Source organism: Lachnospira pectinoschiza, from assembly GCF_020564355.1.
Taxonomy (GTDB): Bacteria; Bacillota; Clostridia; order Lachnospirales; family Lachnospiraceae; genus Lachnospira; species Lachnospira intestinalis.
On record NZ_JAJCRR010000002.1, the window covers coordinates 413043 to 435825 of the forward strand.

Consider the following 22783-nt stretch of genomic DNA (forward strand, 5'->3'; position numbering starts at 1 on the left):
AGAAAGGATGAGGCAGGAGATTGGAATTTCACAAAGCACAGTTAGAGGCAATCCGGCATTTTAACGGACCGTGTATTACGCTGGCAGGGCCGGGAAGTGGAAAAACCACTGTATTAACATACCGCATTTTAAATCTGATTGAAAAATGCGGTGTTGCGCCGGAGCATATTTTAGTGATTACTTTTACGAGGGCGGCGGCAACAGAGATGAAGGAACGATTTTTGAAATTGTCGGATAACCGGTATTCGGGTGTCTGCTTTCAGACGTTCCATAGCTTCTTTTTTATGATTTTAAGAAAAGCATACGGATACCGTGCAGATAACATTATTACACAGCAGGAGCAGACACGGTTTTTTAAAAATATTTTAAATGAGTATGAACTGGAAATTACAGATACCATGGAACTGATTCGGCACGCTACGGCGTGGATTAGCAATGTAAAGAGGAGTGGGAAAAGCCCGGATACACAGCCGGTGGCAGCTGCGGGAATCTGCCCGCAGGAGATTCTTTGTGAAATCTATCACAAATATCAACAATATCTTACGGCAAAGCGGCTGATTGATTTTGAAGATATGACAGTGTATTGTTATGACCTGTTTTCACAGCGGAAAGATATTTTGTGGCAGTGGCAGGAACAGTATCAATATATTTTAGTGGATGAATTTCAGGATATTGATGCACAGCAGTTTCAGACGTTGCAGTTACTGGCAGACAGATATCGCAATCTTTTTATCGTTGGTGACGATGACCAGAGTATTTACGGATTCCGCGGAGCCTGTCCGGATTATATGCAGGAATTTAAAAAGATTTATCCTGAAGCGGTTCAGATTAATCTGTGTGTGAATTACCGGTGCAGGGCTCCGATTGTGGCGGCGGCAAAATCTGTGATTGCACATAATAAAAACCGTTATGAAAAAGATATTGTGGCGGCGCAGACCGGGTACGGAATGCAGACCGCGTGTGTTGTCGTCAAAGAGTTTGAAAGTACAGAAAAACAGAATCAGTTTCTGGCAGAACAAATCTTAAAACATTCAAAGCAGGGGAAATTTTCCGATATTGCCGTACTGGTGCGGACAAATACCGGGGCACAGGATTTTCTACAGACATTTCTGCAATATAAAATTCCATTTACAATTAAAGAGCATTTCTTAAATCCGTTTGAACACTGGATTGCACAGGATATTCTGGCATATATTCATCTGGCAATGGGAAGCCGTGAAAGAAAATATTTTTTTCGTATTATCAACCGTCCGGTGAGGTATTTATCCAGAGAAGCATTTGCGGATACAGTAGTTGATTTTGAAAGGGCAAAAGCTTTTTATGCAGAAAAAAGTGCGCTGAAAGACCGGGTAGAACAGTTGGAAGATGATATTTTAATCTTGTCAAAATTTTCACCGTTTGCCGCAGTCAATTATATACGAAAGGCCATTGGATACGAGGACTACATCCGCCAGTATGCAGATGAAAAAAAGCAGGATAAAGCATCACTTTATGAAATACTGGACGAGATTTCACAAAGCACAAAAACGTGTCGGACTTTTCCGGAATGGTTTGAATACATTAAAGCATATACAGAGCAGTTGCAGAATAAAAAGCCGGATAATGCAGGTGGCGACAGAGGCAGAAACAGCATGGACAGTGTCACCGTCAGCACCATGCACGCCTCAAAGGGGCTGGAGTATAAAAAAGTTTTTCTTGTCGGTTTAAATGAGGGAAATGTGCCGTACCATAAGGCGGTACTGGAAAAGGAACTTGAAGAAGAACGCAGAATGTTTTACGTAGCAATGACAAGGGCAAAGGAAGAACTGCATTTATATTTTCCAAGGGAGCGTGCAGGAAAAGCACAGAAAATATCCCGCTTCTTACAGGAAATAGACAGAAGCAGTGCCGTATGGGAACTGATTGAGGATAAATAAAAAATCCCGACGGAAGTAAATATCAATTGCCGCCGGGATGATTTTCAGGGATGAAGCGTTTTAGGCTTCTTCGTTTTCTTCGTCTTCCTGTGCATATAAATCTTCATATTCCATCGCATCTAATTCTTCATCAAAAGCTTCGGAAACCAGTTCGTATTCTTCATCGGATTCGATGTTTAAAAGCGAAGGCTCCCGGCCGTCATTTTCAACATAACGGTACAGATAAACTTCGTCCTGTTCGGCGGCTTCGCCTTCTAACGGAAGCAGGGCAATATAATCATTTTCACCGGCAGGGAAAATGCGGATAATCGCACATTCACATTCAGTTCCGTCATCTAAAGAAAGGGTTACGGTATTATATTCACTATTGTTTGTCTGTTCTGACATAAAAATCTCCATTCTGCCGTAGATACGGCTTTTTATTAAAGTGTACAGTTCATTAAAACTTTAGCAGAAGAAGCAAAAAAAAGCAACTGCAATAAAGAATATTAAGCAAAAAGATGGAATTTTTTATATATTAAAAAAATTATTGCGCAAACGGATAAATTGTTGTATAGTAGCAGTAAATAAATAACGATGTCAATGGGGACAATTTTAAAGGCGGTATATTATTTAAACCATACTTTAGAATTGTCCTTTTTATGTATTTTATATACGAAGACTTGAGAAATAAATGTCGTAAAAACGACGGAATGGAGAGCAAGATGGATAAGATTGATAAAAAACTCATTACATTATTACAGCAGAATGCGAGAATGCCGTTAAAGGCACTTGCCGAAAAGGTGTTTTTATCATCACCGGCGGTTTCTGCAAGAATTGAGCGTCTGGAGAAGGAAGAAATTATTGAGGGATATGAAGTAAAGATTAACCAGTTAAAGCTTGGCTACCATATTACGGCATTTATTAATCTGGAGGTTGCGCCGGTGCAGAAGCCGGAGTTTTATCCGTTTATTAAATCCTGTCCGAATGTGGTGGAGTGTAACTGTGTTACAGGGACGTATTCCATGCTGTTAAAGGTGGTGTTCCCAAGCACAATGGAGCTGGATACGTTTATCGGACAGCTTCAGAAGTTCGGCAGAACCAGTACACAGATAGTTTTCTCGACACCGGTTGCACCAAGAGGAATTGATGTCAATGCAGAAATGCCTGCAGACGAATAAATTATAAGAAAAGAATGAAAAAGTATGAAAAAACTGGCATTGTGTTGCGGCAATGACAGTTTTTTTGTTATACTCATAACAGTTGAATTAAAAAATCGGAGGATATAAAAATGGGTATGAATTACCAGAAAAAAGTAATAGAAATTATGGATAATGTTTCCAAGGTGATTGTAGGAAAGGAAGACGTGACAAAACTGGTTCTGACAAGCCTGATTGCAGGGGGACATGTCCTGCTTGAAGATGTTCCGGGAACCGGAAAGACAATGCTTGCAAAGACCGTTGCAAAGTCTGTCGATGCACAGTTTAGCCGGATTCAGTTTACACCGGATTTACTGCCATCGGATGTAACGGGAATTAATTATTACAATCAGAAGGCCGGTGAATTTGTCTTCCGCAGAGGACCTGTATTTTCCAACATTTTGCTGGCAGATGAGATTAACCGTGCAACGCCGCGTACACAGTCGGCACTGCTTGAATGTATGGAGGAACATCAGGTGACGGTGGATTCCGATACGTACCGGTTAGAAGAACCGTTTTTAGTAATCGCAACGCAGAATCCGATTGAAACAGCGGGTACATATCAGCTTCCCGAAGCACAGCTTGACCGATTTCTGATGAAAATCTGTATGGGATACCCGGAAAAGGACGGAGAAATCGAGATTTTAAACCGTTTCTTAAAGGCAAGTCCGCTTACATCAGTGGAGCGTGTATGCAGTAAGGAAGAAGTCCTTAAAATGCAGCAGGAAGCAAAAGAGGTGTATGTACATCCGTCCCTTATGGGCTACATTGTAGATATTGCAGCGGCAACAAGAAAACACAGCAGTGTGGCAATCGGCGTCAGTCCGAGAGGAACGCTTACCATGGTTAATGCCGCACGCGCATTTGCGTATATTGAAGGGCGGGAATATATTGTGCCGGAAGATATCCGCATACTCGCAGAACCGGTCTTTGCACACAGACTGGTATTAAGACACGGACTGACTTATCAGGACAACAGAAATGCACTTATGCAGACAATTATGGAATCGGTAGAAGTACCAACCGAAGACTGGGGTAAATAATGGTAGTATTGATAATGCTGATTGGGGCAGGTCTGGTGTACTGGGCAGTCGGGCAGCTGTATGCGCGTTATTGGAATAAGGGGCTGTCCGTGGAAATCCGTTTTTCATCAGACCATGCCGTAAAAGGCGATGAAATTGAATTGATTGAAACCGTGGCAAACAGAAAATATCTGCCACTGCCGTATATTTATGTGAAATTTCAGACGGATAAAAGCCTGTTTTTTTTAGGAAAGGATGGAAGCAATGCGGTATCGGATAAGGCATACCGCAATGACGTCTTTTCATTAATGAATTATCAGCAGGCGGTACGGCGGATTCCGCTTCGCTGTACGAAAAGAGGCATATACCGTATCCGTAATGTACAAATGGTGTCTACCGGTGCATTTATGGGAGATGTGCTTGCTGCGGAGTCAGCGCAGGATGCTGTCATTACCGTTTATCCGAAAACAGCAGACACGGATAGGCTGGCAGTGCCGTTTTTTCAGATGATGGGCACGGTGGAGCGCAATAAATATCTGTATGAAGACCATTTTATGTTTCGTGGAATCAGGGAGTATCAAAGCTACGATTCCATGAATCAGGTCAACTGGCCGGCAACCGCCAAAAGCGGGCAGTTAATGGTCAACCAGTACAATGAAAGCACCTGCCAGCAGGTTTGCATTTTGTTAAATGTTGAGCCGGAGGGCATGATTCCAAAGGAAAAATTATCGGAGGAGAGCATTTCCATTGCATCAGGACTGGCGCAGATGTTTATCGAACAGGGCATACAGGTATCGTTATTGAGCAATGCAAGAAACGGTGAAACTGGGGAAGAAGCAGTTGTTTACGGCGCAAGCGGGCTGGCACATTTAAACAATGTGAATACGGTGCTTGCGGGACTTGATTTAAGCCTTTCCGTGCGGGAGTTTAAGGACATTATAAAGGAAATGCAAAACGGTGTGTACGGTGAGGATTACCGGGCGGTACCGGGCAGTACGAATATGACGTATATTATGATTTCGCAGAATCGCCGTGAAAATTTAAAAGAAGGCTACAGACAGCTTACCGGCGGCATATCGGGTAATGTGTCAGGCGGCGCGGGAAACGGCGGAATGTGGATTGTGCCGTACTTTATTGATGAAAGAGAAGAAGTATTCCCGGCGGGAATGACCGACAGTATGGATTTTACGGCATGGGAGGTGGACAGAAATGACGGATAAAAAGCTATCACGTTCCATGGAAATCTTGGAAGTTGTTATTCAGATGATTACATTTTACAGTGCATTTATGGCAGTTTATTTCGGTGCATTGCAAAAGCCGGTTTCACAGTTGTGGAAATCCCTGATTATCTTTGTGTTTGTGGCGGCGGCATATTACAGCCGCAGAAAAATCAAACTGTTTAAGCCGTTTATCGTGCTTCATATTGCGATTATTGCGGCGGCATTTTTTATGGGAACAACCGATGCGGAGCGGTTTTCATACTTTTTAATTGCGGCACTGATTGCGGGGTATTCGATTCGTTTAAAAACAATTACACTGCAAAAGAATGATTTGAGCAATACGCCGTTATCCGATGATGCCGACGGACTGGATTTGGCGGAACAGCTTGAAATCAAAAAAAATCTGGTGGCAAGCGAACAGATTCCGCTGCCGTTTTGTGCATTTATGATATTAGGATACATGATTGGACACCTTGTGGAGAGTAATCTTGTCATGAACAGCGAAGTTGTGCTGTTTGTGTTGTTTGTTCTGCTGGAGGTTGTCTACCGGGATTTAAAGAAATTAAACACAGTATTTCTTACTAACAAAGATAAGACCCATTTTCCGGTACAGCAGTTAAAGCAGGTCAACACCCGGATTATTCTCACAACAGTATTTTTAATGCTGATTGCAATGCTGTTGTTCTATAACGGCGAGTACGGCAATATATTTCAAGTGATAGGTGCCGGTGGCATGGCGGCGCTGAAAGGACTGTTAAAAGTTATTCTTGCAATATGGGGCAGTGGAGGTGGAGATTCGACCGTTGCGGAAGAACAGACAACGCAGGCTGAAACTGATGCGGATTTGAGTGATGTGGAGGAAATTTATGAACCTTCTGCGGCGGCATCGGCTGTTTTGGAAGCACTTGCGGTTATTTTAATCATTGCGGCAGCTGCCGGTATCTGTTATCTGATTTACCGCTATGTAAAGAACTTTAATAAAAAGAGAAAACCACAGGGTTATATTGAAGAAATTACAACGCTTGAAAAAGAAACCGTGCGTGTCAGAAAGCAGAAAACAGAAACAGATACCATAAAGACGGCACCGGAAACGGAAAGTCTGCGAAAAGCGTATAAGCGGCAGGTGCTAAAAAAGGCAAAAGAACACCGGCCGGACGGTACACAGACCCCACAGGAGCTTACGGCAGAATATATTACAAAGGACGATGGATACGGTGCGCAGATTACGCAGTTATATGAAAAGGCACGGTATGCGAAAGAGCCGGTTTCCAAAGAGGAAACAAAGCATTTTAAAGAAATGTTAAAACAAGACTTGACATCTTAAAGTCAATCATGTATGATGATTACCATAATAAGTAAATGCAATGAAGAGGAATATTAGATGTCTACCGGAGTCAGAGAGTTATCGGTTGGTGTGAGATAACGGAAGGGAAGCATTGAACTCGCCTTGGAGCTGCTATCTGAAAAAAGCATGACATATAAGATTGTTTTGAGTAGGCGTAGCCGGGAGCCAGCCGTTATAGTGGACAGAATATAAGGTTTTTGCCCGTATTCAGTGAGTGCACGAGGATTTTCGTGAAATAAGAGTGGTAACGCGTGAGATTATGGTCTTTCGTCTCTTGGCATAGGTTTGATATGCTGGGACGGAAGACTTTTTGTTTTACTTATTATAATCAGATGCAGGGGCAATAGCTTTTAGATTTTTGCTTCGGGCATCATAATAATATTATTGGAGGAATGAAGAATGTTCGATTACAGACAGTATCAGAGAGGTTATTTTATGCCGCCGGTTTCCTGCATGGACTGGACAAAGAAGGAGTATGTTGATAAAGCACCGGTCTGGTGTTCCGTGGATTTAAGAGATGGCAATCAGGCGCTTGTTGAGCCGATGAGCCTGGAACAGAAGCTTGAATTTTTCAAACTTCTTGTAGCGGTCGGATTTAAGGAAATTGAAGTCGGTTTCCCGGCAGCTTCAGAAACAGAATATGAATTTTTAAGGACATTAATCGAAAAGGATATGATTCCGGACGATGTAACAATTCAAGTATTAACACAGGCAAGAGAACATATCATCAAGAAGACTTTTGAAGCGGTAAAGGGTGCGCCGAGAGCTGTTGTACATGTATACAATTCAACTTCACTGGCACAGAGAGAACAGGTATTTAGAAAGTCTAAGGAAGAAATCAAGCAGATTGCCGTTGACGGTGCAAAGCTGTTAAAGGAATTGGCTGAAAAAGAAGAGGGCAACTTCGCGTTTGAATATAGCCCGGAAAGCTTTACGGGAACAGAACCGGAATATGCGTTGGAAGTATGTAATGCCGTATTAGACGTCTGGGAACCGACCGCTGATAACAAGGCGATTATCAATCTCCCGGCGACCGTAGAAATGTCTATGCCGCATGTATTTGCAAGTCAGGTTGAATATATGAGCAAAAACTTACATTTCCGTGACAATGTAGTGCTTTCACTTCACCCACACAACGACAGAGGAACAGGTGTTGCCGATGCGGAACTCGGGCTGCTTGCAGGCGCAGACAGAATCGAAGGAACATTATTCGGCAACGGCGAGCGTACCGGTAATGTCGATATTATCACACTGGCAATGAATATGTATGCACAGGGTGTCAATCCTGAATTAGATTTATCCAATATGCCAAAGCTTGCTGAAACCTTTGAAAGACTGACAAAGATGAAGATTCATGAAAGACATCCGTACTGCGGAAAGCTTGTATTTGCAGCATTTTCCGGTTCTCATCAGGATGCGATTTCAAAGGGTATGCATTATCGTGTGGAAAAAGACCCTGCACACTGGACAGTACCGTATCTGCCAATTAATCCGGAAGATGTTGGACGTACTTATGATTCCGATGTTATCCGTATTAACAGTCAGTCCGGCAAGGGCGGCGTTGCATATGTCTTAGAGCATAACTACGGCATGATTATTCCGAAAAAAATGCGTGAAGATTTGGGATATGCAGTCAAGGATATTTCCGATGTACAGCATAAGGAAATTGCGCCGGACGAAGTGCTTGAAATCTTTGAAAAGCGTTATAAGAAATTTACACCGGTATTTAAGATTACGGAAGTTCATTTCAAACAGGTGGACGGTATCCAGACCGTTGTAACGATTGAGCAGGACGGTAAAAAGGTTGAAATCGAAGCCAGCGGCAACGGTCGTTTAGATGCAGTCAGCAATGCTCTTGCAAAGCATTTCAACAAGCCTTGTGAAATTATGTGCTATGAAGAACATGCTTTAAAAGACGGCTCAGATTCCAGCGCCATTGCTTATGTCGGCATTGAACACGGCGCAAAGGGCAGCTTCGGTATCGGCATCGACCACGATATTATCCGTGCTTCCATTGATGCACTTGAATCAGCAATGAACAGAAGCCTGATTGAAGAATAAATCATAAAATGCAGGGCCGCCACACCGGACCGATTGCCTTAAAACAGGCGGGACCGATGTGGCGGTTTTTGTTTTTGAACAAAAACCAACAGTTATGATTGCAGATGAGAAATCGCCTGAGCGAATTTCTCATCGCAGCTTCGCGACTAAGTCGCTCAGGAATGGAGATTAGTATGAATAAGATTATATTGGCATCGGGGTCGCCGAGAAGACGGGAACTGCTTGAACAGATAGGTATTCCGTTTGAGGTCGTTACAAGTAATGCGGCGGAAGTTACTTCGGCGGTACAGCCTGATGAGATTGTGAAAGAATTGTCAAAAATAAAAGCAGAAGCCGTGAAACAACTCTGTAAGGAAAAAGGAGAAACGTATCAGGACGCGGTGATTCTTGGTGCAGATACGATTGTGTATCACAACGGGAAAGTCCTTGGCAAGCCAAAATCCGAAGAAGATGCGTATTCGATGATTGAAAGTCTTGCAGGGAAAGAGCATTTTGTATATACTGGAGTTACAATACTGACACCGAAGAAGCAGATTTGTTTTGCCGAGGCGGTAAAGGTATCGGTATATGAGATGTCTGCGGAAGAAATTAAACGCTACATTGCGACCGGTGAACCGATGGATAAAGCGGGGGCATACGGTATTCAGGGCAGATTTGCCGCATTTGTCAAAGGAATCAGCGGCGATTACAATGCAGTTGTGGGACTTCCGGTGGCGAGAGTTTATCAGGAATTAAAAAATGCACAAGTGCTATGACGGCAGATGAGAAACCGCCTGCGCGGATTTCTCATCGCATCTTTACAACAAGTTACTTAGAAATGAGGATTGAAATGATAAAACTGGTGGCAAGTGACCTTGACGGCACACTTTTGTTAAATGGTGCGCAGAGTGTAGAGGATTCCATGTTTGAAACGATTGGAAGGCTTTTGGACAGAGGAATTTTATTTGCGCCGGCAAGTGGAAGACAGATGACAAGTTTAAAACGGCTGTTCGCACCGGTGGCGGAAGAACTGGTATATATCAGTGAGAACGGTGCATTGGTTTCCTATAAAGGAAAGACGATTGCAAAGACACCGATGAAGCGGAAACTGGCACTGGAAATTATTGAAGATGTGCTCGCGCAGGATTACTGTGAAGTGCTGGTATCCGGCGAAAAGACGGCATATATTAAGCCGAAGACCAAAGAGTATCACGACAGAATGACAAAGGTGGTAAATTACCATACTACACTGGTGTCGGATTTTTCGGAGATTCAGGAAGACATTTTAAAGGTTGCAGTCTGTGATTTGTCGGGCATTGAACATTCAAAGGAGCATTTTTTCAAGCGCTGGGGAAATGAAGCAGCAGCAGTTGTATCCGGTTCGCTGTATCTGGATTTTATGGATTTAAAGGTCAGCAAAGGCAATGCCATGAAACAGATTCAGCAGTCAATGAATATTTTACCGGAAGAATGTATGGCGTTTGGCGATAATTATAATGATATACCGATGTTAGACAGTGTGGGACATGCCTATGTCATGGAAAAGGCAGTCGATGACATAAAAAAGCACAGTCAGTTTATTACGGCAAATGTTGAGTATACTTTAAAAGATGTATTTCATTTATAGAAGAATATAAAATCATCACGACAAATATTTTAAAAGGAAACAGGTGAAAAATTATGGAGCAGTATTTAGAAGAATGTGCAGAAGTATTTTTAAAAGAGCAGGGAAAGCTATTTGATGAACCGGTAGCGGAAACGATAGAAGAAGCAAAAGAATTTCTGGAAGACTGCTTTGCACAGGTATTTGAAAATATTTCAGAGGTGCGGGCATATTTAGACGAAGAAGGCATGGACGTATCAGGTGTATCCGATGAAGAACTGGCAGACGAGCTGGAGGTATTTGCCATTTCAGACGGCAGATACTTTGTTGTTGAAGCGTAAACGGTAAAAGCATAAGACAGGACAGAAAGGATACAGCGAAAAATGCGTATAACAGTAATCTGTGTTGGCAAAATTAAAGAAAAATTTTATACAGATGCGCTGGCGGAGTACCGGAAGCGGCTGTCAAAGTACTGCAAATTAGAGATTGTAGAACTGGCAGACGAAAAGACGAAGGAAAATGCCAGTGCGCATGAAATAGAACTGGTCAAGGCAAAAGAAGGTGAGCGGATTCTTTCTGCAATCAAAGAGGATATGTATGTCATTGCACTTGCAATTGAAGGGAAGATGCTGGATTCCGTTGAACTTTCTGAAAAAATAGAAAAGCTTGGGCTTTCGGGCAGCAGCCATGTGGCATTTGTCATCGGCGGTTCGCTCGGACTGGATTCACGTGTTTTAAACCGTGCGGATATGAAACTGAGTTTTTCTAAGATGACATTTCCGCATCAGCTGATGCGGGTAATTCTTTTAGAACAGATTTATCGTGCGTACCGGATTATGACGGGAGCGCCGTATCATAAATAAAGAGCAGATGAAAGACAGATATTCTTAAAGATGAAATTCTTTGGGAATATCTTTTTTTTCAAAAATACTTGACTTAAAGTTAAGTTTAACTTGTATGATAAGGTTGTAAAGGTTCGTGAGGAACTGCCGGAACTTAAAAAAGTAGTTTAGCTGCGTTTGGCACGGGTGTTTGCGCCGCAGGCATCACAAATATCCTTTATTGCAGAATAAAAATCAGTTCCGTCCGCAATTTCTCCGGTATTGGAATGGAGGTTCATATGAAGACAACAAACAAAGAAGAATTTGAAAAACAGAATGTATTTGGTATGGGAAATGCCAATACGGCATATGCACAGTATTTTAGCGGTGAATCTTTTTTGAATCCGCTGACAAAGCCGGAAACAGGCGTTTTTCTTGCAAACGTGACATTTGAGCCGGGCTGCAGAAATAACTGGCATATTCATCATGCAACAAAGGGCGGTGGACAGCTGCTTGTCTGTACAGCAGGTGAAGGCTGGTATCAGGAAGAAGAAAAAGAAGCTGTCAGCTTAGTTCCGGGAACGGTTATTACAATTCCAGCAGAAGTCAAGCACTGGCATGGAGCAAAGAAGGACAGCTGGTTTTCACATATTGCCGTAGAAGTGCCGGGTGAAAATTGCAGTAATGAGTGGTGTGAGCCGGTATCTGATGAAGAATACGGAAAATTAGGTTAAAATCAGGAGGAAAAGAAATGTTACAGGAAACATATACTTTAAGTAATGGAAAGCAGATTCCAAAGTTAGGACTTGGAACATGGTTTATTGATGATGACAAGGCAGCAGAAAAGCCGGATACCGTCTGATTGATACAGCACAGGCGTATGGTAATGAGAGAGGTGTTGGTGAAGGAATTCGCACCGGTGGCGTGCAAAGAGAGGAACTTTTGGTAGTATCAAAAGTAGCTGCAGGGCACAAAACTTATGAAGACAAATGCAGAGGTTTTCCTGTTTATGATGGAAAGATATAATGTGAATAATAGGTTGTATTTATCCTAAAATTTGTATATACTATAGTAAATAAATCACGGAGGTGATCATATGACTATAGATACAAAAACAATGGTGTCTATTTCAGACGCTAACCAGAATTTTTCTAAAGTAGCAAGATTAGTGGACGAATGCGGTTCAGCAGTGATTTTGAAGAATAATGTACCAAGATATCTTATTATAGACTTTAGTAAAGCAGATAAGGATTTTACTGCATCTGATGAAGATGTGTTAAGTATTTCAAAGCAGCTTATGGAGCAGAATAAGGAAGCATATGAGGTACTGGCTAAATGAAAAAACTGAGCAAAAAGCAGATTCTTATGCTTCACACTCAATTGATTTAGCAGACTGGTGGAAGCGAAGGAGTTAGAGATTACAATTTACGGGACTCAGCTTTAGAAACTCCTTTTCAGTCTTTTGGAGGGGATGAATTGTATCCTACGATACAAGCGAAAGCCGCAAGATTAGGATATGGGTTGATTAAAAACCATTGTATGATAGATGGGAATAAAAGGATTGGAACGCATGCAATGTTGGTTTTTCTTGCTTTGAACGGGATAGAACTTAAGTATATGCAAAAAGAATTATACGAAACTATTCTTGATGTTGCAGCTGGGAAAATAGAATATGAAGACCTATTGCAATGGGTTCTTGACCATCGAAACTAAATAGTGTAACTGGAAAAAGACCGCTCAGAGATAATCTGTTCGGTCTTTTGTTTTGAACAAATTGGGATGGGATTTATAATTGAAACAATTACGCCGATATATATATTGTATATGAATAGGTAAACGGATTTACAATAAGATATGTGATTTTAAAATTAATTGATGTGAAAAAATTTGACAGTGATGCGGTGTGGATACGGTATCGGTGTTAGAAGTCGATTGCAATTCTGCCCCAATTTGAGGCAGAATTGGAGCTTTAGTAAAGCAGATATGTGGTGGAAGTTATGTATCTGCTTTTTATGTTGTAATTTGTAAGAAGTACAAATTAACTTTCATGCTCGAAAATAATATAATAATAAGCACAAAAGTCAAAGAGAAAAATGAAAGGAATGTATCAGATCAAATAATCCAGATTGCAAAAGAAAATAATGGAGTTGTAACAACTGCGGATATCACAGAAAGGGGAATTCTTCGTGGAAATATAAAAACTCTTTTGAATTCGGGAAAATTAGAACGAACAGCACGAGGTGTTTATATTTTGCCGGAAATATGGGAGGATGAGTTTGTGAATTTGCAGGCTCGTTTTAGAAAAGGAATTTTTTCTAACGAGACAGCACTTTTTTTATTGGATTTAACTGACAGAACGCCAAATAGGTTTGACATGACATTTCCTGCAACTTATAATCTTACGAATGTTAAAAAAGAACAAATCATTGCATTGACTGTGAAGAAAGAGTGGTACGAAGAAGGAATATTACAAGTAAGATCTCCTGGAGAAAATAATATAAAAGTATATAATATGGAGCGAACGTTATGTGATATCTTGCGTAAACGAAGTGGAGTAGATGCTGGAATTATAGTGGAAGCGTGCAAGCGTTATGCAGAAATGCATGATATTGAGGCGCTTTGCGTATGATAAAAGAAAGCGGAGGAGAAGAAAGAAGCAAAGAAAAAGGAGTTGTCAAAGCAAATTGAAGTAAGAAAATGCTTTTTAATCCGCCATAAATTGTTGTCCCCATTCGCACATAGAGTTCAATAAAGGAATCAGTGTTTTGCCTAACTCACTTAAGCTGTATTCTGTTTTGGGAGGAATTATAGGATATATTTTTTTGATGATTAAGTTATCACTTTCAAGCTCGCGTAACTGTTGGGCAAGCTTTCATTTCTTTAATATTGCAGACATGATTAGAAGACAAGGCAGTGAACCAATAATGGTTTACTGCCCTTTTCACAACAAAAAAAGGTCATTTCACAACATTCCAGATAGATATTGCATGAACTTATCCGATATAATAGCTATAAATATATGTAAGCAAGGAAGTGACAATATGCGAATTGCTATCTGCGATGATGAAGTATCTATGGTTCAGATACTGGAAGAAAAAATAAAAAAGCTATTGCCGGATGCGGTTATAGAGAAATATTTATCAGGTGATGAACTGATTGCAAGTGGCAGTAAGCCGGATATTCTTTTTCTGGATATTCAGATGCCGGGAATGGATGGGATGGAAACGGCAAAGGTGCTTCGTCAGGACAATGAGGATATGATACTCATTTTTGTGACAGCAGCAGAGGAGTATGTCTTTCAGGCATTTGATGTCGGAGCATTTCAATATCTGGTTAAACCGTTTTCCGACGAGAAATTGAAAGAGGTTGTGACAAAGGCAGTCCATAACATAAAAAGGAGTTCCAGACTTGAAAAAGACGAAAAGTATATCATGGTACAGACCGCCGGAAGTCATATAAAAATTTTCCTGCGTGATATTGTGTATGCCGAGGTGTATAACAGAAAAGTTATTATCCATACACGAAGTACGGATATTGAATACTATGGTAAATTACAGGAATTAAGTGATATGGCAGGAACAGATTTTTTCCGAACACACAGAGCCTATCTTGTGCATTTTAAATATGTAGAAAAATATGATGCAACTTGTGTAACTATGAAAAATGGAACTGCATTGATTGCAAAAAAGAATTATCCGGAATTTGTGAAGCAATATCTGAAGTATAACCAGAGGAAAGGAAATGAAGTCAGATGAGTTTAGTGGAAAGATGCTGGATGATCACATCGAAGTTTTCTGTTATTGCAATTTTGATTATTACAGGAATCTGTTTTGGTGTTTTTGTATATCCATATATGAAAAAGAAAAGGGAAGCTGCTCTGGTCAGTATTGTTTATATTGGAATTATGTCTGTGCTGTATCTGATACCGCAGCAGATTGGCAATTTTTCTGCATATATGCTGGGGGTTGTGGCTGCATTTTTTGTGATGTATGTACGGGACAGAAGAAACATCTATCAGAAAATATTTCTTGCAGTGACATTTTTTTCTATCCGTTGGCTTGCGGTTGCAATGGCAGGCAGACTGGATGATTTTATCACAAAAGCTCTGGTTTTTAGGAATACGATTGCAGGAAGACAATGGCTGCAATATGGACTTTATGCTGGAACGAGAATTCTGGATATTGTGCTTTGTATCGTTTTCCTTGCAGTTGCAATCGGTCTGATCAATAAAGCATATGTATACAAAAATGATGAAATGAGCGTTAAAGAGCTGGTAATGCTTATCATACCTTCTCTTGTGGGAGTTACAGGATATGGCATTCTGCAATATTATCTGAATATTTATGAAAAAGATACAGGAAAGAGCCTGACAGATACCTATGGATTTTATGGAGCTTTAAGCTTTGTGCATTATTTTATCTCTATCATAGCAATTCTTGTTATGACTACGATGTTTCAAAACTGGAAGGTGGCACAGGAAGAACAGACAGGGCAGGAGCTGGTATTAAATCAGGTCAGTAATATGAAAAAGCATATCGGGGAAGTGGAAAAGCTGTATCAGGATATCCGCAGCCTGCGTCATGACATGGGGAATCATATACAGATGCTGGAACATCTTGTGGCAGAGAATCATATGGATGATGCAGCAGAATATATGGAGCATTTGAAAAAGGAGTGGAATGAAATATCTCCTGAGATAAAAACGGGGAGTCCTGTCATTGATGTGATTCTGATGGAAAAGTTAAGAGAAGCAAAGGAAAAGCAGATTCGTTTTATATCAGATTTTCATTATCCGGGGGATACGAAATTAAATGCATTTGATTTAAGCGTGATCTTAAACAATGCACTGGATAATTGCATGGAAAATGTAAGTGGAGAAAATCCTTATATCTGTATCTCTTCTTTTCGGAAAAACAGTATTTTTATGATAACCATAAAGAACAGATATGAGGGAGAGTTAAATTATAAGGACAGTGATCTGCCGGAAACAACGAAATCCGGGAAGGAGCATGGAATTGGACTGCATAATATCCGAAGGGTTGCAAGGATGTATATGGGAGATATATCTTTAGAGCAGGAGAATCAGGAAGTGGTTCTAAGTATTATGTTACAGGTAGAATAAGGACAAAAAGCACTAAGTAATCTGTGAAACATCAGAATATTTAGTGTTTTTTATTTGCTTCACAACAAAAAAAGGGCGGTTCACAACATCGCTGTTTATTGTAAAGAAAGATATGCCGAAAGAATCAGTAAAGAGAAATCATGTTGTACAGATTTTTAAGGAAACGGATTTCAGAATTTAAGCTCAAGGAGGCCAAATCCTCTCCTCACCAAAGGGTTCGGATTTTGCTTCGCAAAACAAGGAGGATTAAAATGAGAATCAATGGATTTAGTGGGACAAATACGCAGACAGGAACAATGGGAATGTCACAGGGGAATGATTCTGTAAGTAAAAATATTCAGAATCAGATTGCAAATGCACAGCAGAAGCTACAGGATTTATCATCAAATGAAGAAATGTCATTAGAGGATAAGATGAAAAAGCGTCAGGAGATACAGCAGGAGATTAACAATCTCAATCAGCAGTTAAGACGGCACCAGATCGAGCAGAGAAAGGAACAGCAGAGTAAAAATTCGTCATCTATGGATGATATGGTGGCTGGAACAAGTAGCACTTCTAAAAAGAAAGACACCGGATTGTCACAGGCAAGTATGCAGGCGATGATTTCCGCAGATTCTTCCATGAAACAGGCAAAGGTGCAGGAAAGTATGGCAACACAGATACAGGGACGTGCCAGTGTGCTTGAATCTGAAATCAAACAGGATGCCGGAAAAGGAAATACTGAGAAGAAGGAAGAAGAACTGGCAGAGCTGCAGGCAAAGGCACAGTCTGCGACAGCAGCACAGATGTCTACACTTGCAGATGCAAATAAATCAGTAGAAGAAGCTGCAAAAGCGGAGAACAGCAATACAGAAGACACTGCAACAAAGAACAATACTGATAAATCCGAGAAAACACAGGAATCTGCGGGGGCTGCGGCAGAGGAGACAGACAGCGTAAAGAATACGGATATCAAAGGGGAAACACAGGTGACAGTAGAAACACCGACTCTGGAAAATGCACAGAATGCAACACAGCAGGCAGTGTATACACCGATTGATATTCGTTTATAGTTGGTAAAGGAGAATGGTATTATGTCAGAGATTAAGAGTTTTAGTGATTACACAAGTAAATATAACAGCAATGTAGATTATTCCGCATTATTTGGAGGAACTTCCGACAGTTCATCCGTAGGAAACACCAATATGCTTTCTGATTATGCTGCGATTAAAAACGGAAGCTATGGAAAACTTATGAAAGCATATTATGCAAAGCAGGATGCAGAAAAATTATCGGGTAAAGGCGATACTTCACAGAAGCTTACACTGATGAAAACAAGTGCGGATTCCCTGAAAAAATCAGCAGATGCACTAAACGATGCGTCACTCTGGGAAAAAAAGAAAATAAAAAAGAAGGATGAAAAGACCGGGGAAGAAACAGAGGTAGAGGATTATGACTGGGATGCAATTACCAAAAAAGTGAAATCTTTTATTGATGATTATAATGACGTTGTTAAGGAGGCAGGAGAATCCAATACAAAAGATGTTCTTAGAAATGCTTCATGGATGACAGGCATGACAGACAAAACCAGTCATTTACTTTCTAAAATAGGTATTACCATAGGAAAGGGGAATAAGTTGGAGCTAGATGAAGATGAATTGAAGAAAGCAGATATCAGTTCACTGAAAACGGTTTTTACAGGTTACAATTCCTTTGTAGGCAAAACAGCCCAGAAAGCAACTGGTATATCAAATGCTGCGAACCGGGCAAGTGCAACTTATACAAACAATGGTACATATTCTAAAACGAATTCTTCTCTAACGTCAAGTAAGATAGATAAGGAAGTATAGTATGTTAAGCCTAAATGACAAGAAGAAAAATCTTTTGTATTAATTTGTCGGGAAGGAGGAACCAGATGAGTTTTACAGTCAATTTATCCGGTGGAGGTTTACTGATAAATAGATTTAATAGTTCTAATATGTTGAAAAGTACACAGGAAAAATTGCAGCGACAGCAGGAACGGGATAATAAGGTGGCTTTTTTTGAAGCACAAAAAGAAAATTTGAAAAACCGAAAGGCTGACAGTTTGGAAGAAATCTCTGAAAAGCTGGAAATGTTTCATAATTATGAGGATGAAATTGCGGCAGCAAATCAGGAGTATAATAATTCACAGATGTTTCATGTCATGGACGAGGCAGAAGAACATGGCGAAAAGATTGCGGAAGCTGCTGAGAGGAATAAGCCTAAAACAGAAGAAGAACGAAAGGAAGAAATGGTGGATGAAGCTCTTGGAACAGAGGAAAACAAGGGCATGATGTCTGAAATCATGGACGAACTTTCGGAGACAACCGAAGAAATGACAGAGCAGATGACGGAAAAAACTGTGGAGAATATGGAAGAACTTCCAGACGAGGTTTTGCAGGAGCAGCTTGCTACAGATAGTTTAGAGGCAGCAGAAATGGTACAAACAGACACAATTAAAAGGTATGTGCCGATTGATATTAGAGTCTAATGGTATTTATCTGGGAAGGAAACAGCTATGAAGATTTACAATAATACAAATATTACATATTCTGCAATCGAACATAACAGCAGGGAAAATACAAAGCAAAATGTTCCGGCAGATTTAGAAAAGAAAATGACACAGTATACAGATACACTTTCCATTTCCAAAACAGGGCAGGAGAGCTTTCGACATTTATCTTCTGTCAGTTCTATGGATTATCAGAACCGTTTTGAGAAGGAAGTGACGGATATATTTGTCAAAGAAGATACAGAGAGTGTAAAAACTGATTCCTTTGAACATCATGTAAACAGAATGGCAGAAGCATATAACAAAATGAAAAACAGCATTGAAGAAAAATATGCGGAACAAGATTATGAGCCGGAGTATTATGTGACAGAATCGGGCAAAATTGAGGAATTAACCAAAGAAAAAGAACTGGATATGCTGAATCAGGCATATGAAAATCACAGTAATTTTATGGCAACTTCAACAGAAATCTGGTCAGAATTACAGGATTTTACCCCATCGGTAGTTTACCATAAAGGAAGTGAACAGACAGCAAATGAACAGAACATAGGTGAGAATCAGGAGAATACTGCAAAATCTAAAGAAAAGGGGGTTATCCAAAATTCGGCATATCAGGCATTTTTATCCGCCATCAAGTCGGATAACCAGAAATTATCGCAGCAGTATTCGGGTGACTGGAAAGATTTAAGGCTAAATCTGAATGTATCAGATGGTGATCGGAAAATGCTTAATGGTATTTGGGATTATTATGCTAATAAAAGGTAATGAAAGCTTTGTCATACGAAAGGAGATGTTAGTATGGCAGTTACAGGTGTAAACAATTACTCTAATATTTACACAAATGCTTATACCGGTAATATACGGAAAAATAATGCTAAGGAAACCACAGAAAAGCAGGTTGTGGAGCAAACAGAAGATGTAAAGACAGGGACAACCCGAAAAACTGCAGCGGATGAACTTTCCTATCTTTCTAAAAAATTTGACAATTATAGTTTTGTATCAGCAAATTATAGTCCGGGGATGAAATATGGTAAATCAATTACCACGAATGTAGCGATTTCTCCTCAGTTTTTAACAAAAATGGCAAATGATTCAGACTTAGAAGATGAGTACATAAAAGAAATTGGTAACATGAAAAAATTAGATGAGCAGTTTGCAAAGCAACAAGCAGATATTGGATGGAGAGTTGAACAGGGATGGGCAATAGATAAAGATGGAAATATTAGTTCATGGGCAATAGGACATAAAGATTCAAAAGTAAAATCGTTTCTTCAGAATATGAGTGAAAAAGCCGAAGAAATCCTACAGAAGCAGTTGGAAAAAGCAAAGGATACAAAGGAAGAAAAAGAAGTATTCTCGATGAAAAAGCATAAAGAAGTTTCAAAAAAGAACAATGTCGATTTGAAGGTGTAAATAATCAGATTCGAAGTATTATGCAGAAAAAATGCATAGCATTGAGGGAGCCTTGCGTATGTCAGATGAAATCAATGCCCAGTTCGGATTTGAAAGAGTATTCGGTAAGACTAACGACAATGCAGATACTGATACAAAAATTACAAAATTTGGCATCTCTTTTAATAGTGACGGAACTACCACATTCTTTGCAGAGTTAGAAAAATCATCAGCCAGTCAGAAAGAATATCTTGAAAAGCTTCAGGAAAAGAAAGCTGATGAGAATAAAATCGGCGGAAGATTTAATTTTTTAGTTTAGTGGATTCAGATGAAAATAGAAGCAATTTCATAAAATCTTACATACACACTTGACAATATGCCTCTGAGCGCGGTGTTGGCGAAGGTGTCAGAACCTGCGGTGTGGCAAGAGAACAGCTTTTTGTTGCAAGTAAGGTGGCGGCAGAGCATAAGACCTATGAAGAAGCGATGGCTGGCATTGATAAAACACTTGAAACAATGGGACTGGATTATCTTGATTTGATGATTATTCATTCTCCGCAGCCTTGGGATAAGGTCAATCAGAGTGATGACCGGTATGTGGAAGGCAACCGGGCTGCATGGAGAGCCTTAGAAGATGCTTACAAGGCAGGCATACTTAAAGCAATCGGCATATCCAATTTCCAGATTGGTGATATTGAAAGCCTTGTTAAAACATCAAAAATCAAGCTGATGGTAAACCAGATTCTACTTCATATCAGTAATACGCCGCTTGAACTAGTAGAATACTGCCAGAAAAACGGCATTACGGTTGAAGCATATTCACCGATTGCACATGGTGAAATTTTAAAACAGCCGGAAATTAAGGCTATAGCAGATAAATACGGCGTAACCGTTGCACAGCTTTGTATCCGCTATACAATCCAGCTTGGTACAGTTTCACTGCCAAAGACAGCTAATCCAGAGCATATGAAATCTAATTCACAGGTGGATTTTGAAATTAGTGATGAAGATATGAAGATACTCAAAAATTTCAAAAAAATTGAAAGCTATGGTGAAAGTGGTATCTTCCCGGTATACAGAGGAAAAATGTAAAATGAAAAAGCCATATATTATATGCCATATGATGACATCTGTGGACGGAAGAATTGACTGTGCCATGACGTCAAAGTTAAGCGGTGTATCCGATTATTACACCACGCTGGCTCAGATTAATGTGCCGACTACGGTAAGCGGAAGAGTGACAGCAGAACTTGAAATGGCAGAGCCGGGAAAGTTCGCTGTGTCAAACACTGAAATTTACGGACAGGAAGGCTTTTCAAAAAAGGCAGACTGTGCCGGTTATGAAGTGATTGTCGATACAAAAGGCACACTGATTTGGCCGGATGCCGCAGACATGGAGAAGCCGTATCTGCTTCTTTGTTTTTGAGGACTCCCCATTGATAACCGGTGATGAATGGCATATAATAGATTAGGTTATGATTATTTGGAAACGGGGATTATATTCATGGTAAAGATAGATTTGATTACAGGATTTCTGGGTTCAGGCAAGACAACATTTATCAAAAAATACGCACAGTATCTGATGTCACAGGGATTTCATATCGGAATTCTTGAAAATGATTACGGTGCAGTCAATGTTGATATGATGCTGTTGCAGGATTTAATGGGAGAACAGTGCGAACTGGAAATGATTTCGGGCGGCTGTGATAAAGAAACGCATATCCGCCGTTTTCGTACAAAGCTGATTTCAATGGGGATGTGTGGCTATGACCGTGTGATTGTCGAGCCTTCCGGTATTTTTGATGTGGACGAATTTTTTGACGTACTGCATGAAGAACCGCTGGATAACTGGTATGAGATTGGTAATGTAATAACGGTCGTTGATGCTGAACTTGAAAATGAACTGTCGGCGGAGGCAGATTATCTGCTGGCTTCGGAAGCCGCCAATGCCGGAAAGATTCTTTTAAGCCATGCAGACGAAGCAGACGGAGCGCAGATAGAACAGACGATTGCACATTTAAACCGTGCCATGGCGCAAATCGGCTGTAAAAGAAGATTTGACACGGAGATTGTAAAAAAGGGAACGATACAGCTTACCAATTCGGATTTAGAAAGCTTTTCCCTGTGCGGATACGTTTATGAAAATTATCAGAAAATGGATTTATCGGAGCAGAACGTTTTTCAATCGCTTTATTTTATGAACAGCACAATGTCGGAAGAAACATTAAAAGCGGCAGTAAAAAAGCTGTTTGAAGATGAAAACTGCGGTAATATTTTCAGAATAAAAGGATTTTTAAAAGCAGACAATGACAAGTGGCTGGAATTAAATGCCACACATAGCAAAATCACTTTACAGCCGATAGCCGAGGGGCAGGATGTACTGATTGTAATCGGGGAACGGTTGAACAAAGAAGCGGTTGAAAGTTATATACAAAGTGATAGCTTCCGCATGTAAGACAGATATCATGAAGATTTCTGCCCGCATTATCATGAATTGTAAAATCTAAAATGTGTGTATAGATATTGTTGTCAAGCAGAGTATAAAAATATGAGCTATCATAAAAAGACTGTGAATTTAACGGTTCAATATACTCCCGATTCCGGGGACATAT

Annotated in this window: 24 protein-coding genes, 4 pseudogenes and 1 other annotated feature; of the genes and pseudogenes, 26 read left to right on the plus strand and 2 right to left on the minus strand. The window is 40.3% G+C overall.

Going from position 1 to position 22783, the window contains the following annotated elements:
• The first annotated feature begins 20 nt into the window (after positions 1-20).
• The gene (locus tag LI288_RS05140) at positions 21-1916 is read left to right on the plus strand and encodes an ATP-dependent helicase (RefSeq protein WP_227089659.1); all 1896 of its coding nucleotides are present in this window, start codon (positions 21-23) and stop codon (positions 1914-1916) included.
• 60 nt (positions 1917-1976) lie between these two features.
• On the opposite strand, the gene LI288_RS05145 is transcribed toward LI288_RS05140, so the two are convergent.
• Positions 1977-2303, minus strand: coding sequence for a DUF1292 domain-containing protein (locus LI288_RS05145; protein WP_022433321.1), 327 nt, complete (start codon positions 2301-2303; stop codon positions 1977-1979).
• Positions 2304-2620: 317 nt separating this feature from the next.
• Between LI288_RS05145 and LI288_RS05150 the strand changes: the two genes are divergently transcribed.
• From LI288_RS05150 to LI288_RS05215, 14 genes and pseudogenes are all read left to right on the plus strand, one after another.
• Positions 2621-3076: an Lrp/AsnC family transcriptional regulator gene (locus LI288_RS05150; protein WP_022433322.1), complete on the plus strand. Its 456-nt coding sequence runs from the start codon at positions 2621-2623 to the stop codon at positions 3074-3076.
• Between the two features lie 110 nt (positions 3077-3186).
• Complete coding sequence (locus LI288_RS05155) at positions 3187-4137, plus strand: AAA family ATPase (protein ID WP_227089660.1); 951 nt, start codon at positions 3187-3189, stop codon at positions 4135-4137.
• The gene (locus tag LI288_RS05160) at positions 4137-5336 is read left to right on the plus strand and encodes a DUF58 domain-containing protein (protein WP_227089661.1); all 1200 of its coding nucleotides are present in this window, start codon (positions 4137-4139) and stop codon (positions 5334-5336) included. Before LI288_RS05155 ends, LI288_RS05160 begins: the two co-directional genes overlap by 1 nt.
• Positions 5326-6660, plus strand: coding sequence for a DUF4129 domain-containing protein (locus tag LI288_RS05165; RefSeq protein WP_227089662.1), 1335 nt, complete (start codon positions 5326-5328; stop codon positions 6658-6660). Before LI288_RS05160 ends, LI288_RS05165 begins: the two co-directional genes overlap by 11 nt.
• Before the next feature lie 31 nt (positions 6661-6691).
• Positions 6692-6959: a binding site (T-box leader), on the plus strand.
• Positions 6960-7080: 121 nt separating this feature from the next.
• Entirely contained in the window at positions 7081-8742 is a 1662-nt protein-coding gene (locus LI288_RS05170) for a 2-isopropylmalate synthase (RefSeq protein ID WP_227089663.1), read from the plus strand.
• Positions 8743-8915: 173 nt separating this feature from the next.
• A complete protein-coding gene (locus LI288_RS05175; protein ID WP_227089664.1) occupies positions 8916-9497 on the plus strand; it encodes a Maf family protein in 582 nt (193 codons plus the stop codon).
• Between the two features lie 74 nt (positions 9498-9571).
• Positions 9572-10348 carry an HAD family hydrolase gene (locus tag LI288_RS05180; protein WP_227089665.1) on the plus strand — a complete coding sequence of 259 codons (777 nt, stop codon included), beginning with the start codon at positions 9572-9574 and terminating at the stop codon, positions 10346-10348.
• 53 nt (positions 10349-10401) lie between these two features.
• The gene (locus LI288_RS05185; protein ID WP_227089666.1) at positions 10402-10665 is read left to right on the plus strand and encodes a glyoxalase; all 264 of its coding nucleotides are present in this window, start codon (positions 10402-10404) and stop codon (positions 10663-10665) included.
• A 42-nt stretch (positions 10666-10707) separates the two neighbouring features.
• Complete coding sequence (rlmH, locus tag LI288_RS05190; RefSeq protein ID WP_227089667.1) at positions 10708-11187, plus strand: 23S rRNA (pseudouridine(1915)-N(3))-methyltransferase RlmH; 480 nt, start codon at positions 10708-10710, stop codon at positions 11185-11187.
• Between the two features lie 257 nt (positions 11188-11444).
• Positions 11445-11879 (plus strand): cupin domain-containing protein, encoded by a 435-nt coding sequence (locus LI288_RS05195; RefSeq protein ID WP_022433330.1) that lies wholly within the window; start codon positions 11445-11447, stop codon positions 11877-11879.
• 127 nt (positions 11880-12006) lie between these two features.
• Complete coding sequence (locus tag LI288_RS14585) at positions 12007-12171, plus strand: hypothetical protein (RefSeq protein ID WP_334301371.1); 165 nt, start codon at positions 12007-12009, stop codon at positions 12169-12171.
• A 70-nt stretch (positions 12172-12241) separates the two neighbouring features.
• Positions 12242-12484, plus strand: a complete 243-nt coding sequence (locus LI288_RS05205; protein WP_227089668.1) for a type II toxin-antitoxin system Phd/YefM family antitoxin — start codon at positions 12242-12244, stop codon at positions 12482-12484.
• An 83-nt stretch (positions 12485-12567) separates the two neighbouring features.
• Positions 12568-12858: pseudogene (locus LI288_RS05210) on the plus strand (type II toxin-antitoxin system death-on-curing family toxin); the annotation flags it as partial.
• Between the two features lie 334 nt (positions 12859-13192).
• Positions 13193-13774 (plus strand): type IV toxin-antitoxin system AbiEi family antitoxin domain-containing protein, encoded by a 582-nt coding sequence (locus tag LI288_RS05215; RefSeq protein WP_022433334.1) that lies wholly within the window; start codon positions 13193-13195, stop codon positions 13772-13774.
• Between the two features lie 75 nt (positions 13775-13849).
• On the opposite strand, the pseudogene LI288_RS05220 reads toward LI288_RS05215, so the two are convergent.
• Positions 13850-14002: pseudogene (locus LI288_RS05220) on the minus strand (winged helix-turn-helix transcriptional regulator); the annotation flags it as partial.
• 184 nt (positions 14003-14186) lie between these two features.
• Here LI288_RS05220 and LI288_RS05225 point away from each other — a divergent pair.
• From LI288_RS05225 to LI288_RS05275, 11 genes and pseudogenes are all read left to right on the plus strand, one after another.
• Positions 14187-14900, plus strand: a complete 714-nt coding sequence (locus LI288_RS05225) for a LytR/AlgR family response regulator transcription factor (protein WP_227089669.1) — start codon at positions 14187-14189, stop codon at positions 14898-14900.
• Entirely contained in the window at positions 14897-16267 is a 1371-nt protein-coding gene (locus LI288_RS05230) for a GHKL domain-containing protein (protein ID WP_227089670.1), read from the plus strand. The genes LI288_RS05225 and LI288_RS05230 overlap by 4 nt, the downstream gene beginning before the upstream one ends.
• A gap of 251 nt (positions 16268-16518) precedes the next feature.
• Positions 16519-17319, plus strand: coding sequence for a FlxA-like family protein (locus tag LI288_RS05235; protein ID WP_227089671.1), 801 nt, complete (start codon positions 16519-16521; stop codon positions 17317-17319).
• A 21-nt stretch (positions 17320-17340) separates the two neighbouring features.
• Positions 17341-18096, plus strand: a complete 756-nt coding sequence (locus LI288_RS05240) for a hypothetical protein (protein WP_227089672.1) — start codon at positions 17341-17343, stop codon at positions 18094-18096.
• A 65-nt stretch (positions 18097-18161) separates the two neighbouring features.
• On the plus strand, positions 18162-18758 hold the full coding sequence (locus tag LI288_RS05245; RefSeq protein ID WP_006859435.1) for a hypothetical protein: 597 nt from the start codon (positions 18162-18164) through the stop codon (positions 18756-18758).
• A gap of 27 nt (positions 18759-18785) precedes the next feature.
• Entirely contained in the window at positions 18786-19544 is a 759-nt protein-coding gene (locus tag LI288_RS05250; RefSeq protein ID WP_116443693.1) for a hypothetical protein, read from the plus strand.
• 33 nt (positions 19545-19577) lie between these two features.
• Complete coding sequence (locus LI288_RS05255) at positions 19578-20192, plus strand: DUF6033 family protein (RefSeq protein ID WP_227089673.1); 615 nt, start codon at positions 19578-19580, stop codon at positions 20190-20192.
• A 16-nt stretch (positions 20193-20208) separates the two neighbouring features.
• Positions 20209-20490, plus strand: a pseudogene (locus LI288_RS05260) (DUF6033 family protein); the annotation flags it as partial.
• Positions 20491-20561: 71 nt separating this feature from the next.
• Positions 20562-21263 (plus strand): annotated as a pseudogene (locus tag LI288_RS05265) (aldo/keto reductase); the annotation flags it as partial.
• A gap of 1 nt (position 21264) precedes the next feature.
• A complete protein-coding gene (locus LI288_RS05270) occupies positions 21265-21597 on the plus strand; it encodes a hypothetical protein (RefSeq protein WP_022432964.1) in 333 nt (110 codons plus the stop codon).
• A 78-nt stretch (positions 21598-21675) separates the two neighbouring features.
• A complete protein-coding gene (locus tag LI288_RS05275; protein WP_227089675.1) occupies positions 21676-22626 on the plus strand; it encodes a GTP-binding protein in 951 nt (316 codons plus the stop codon).
• Positions 22627-22783: the final 157 nt, after the last annotated feature.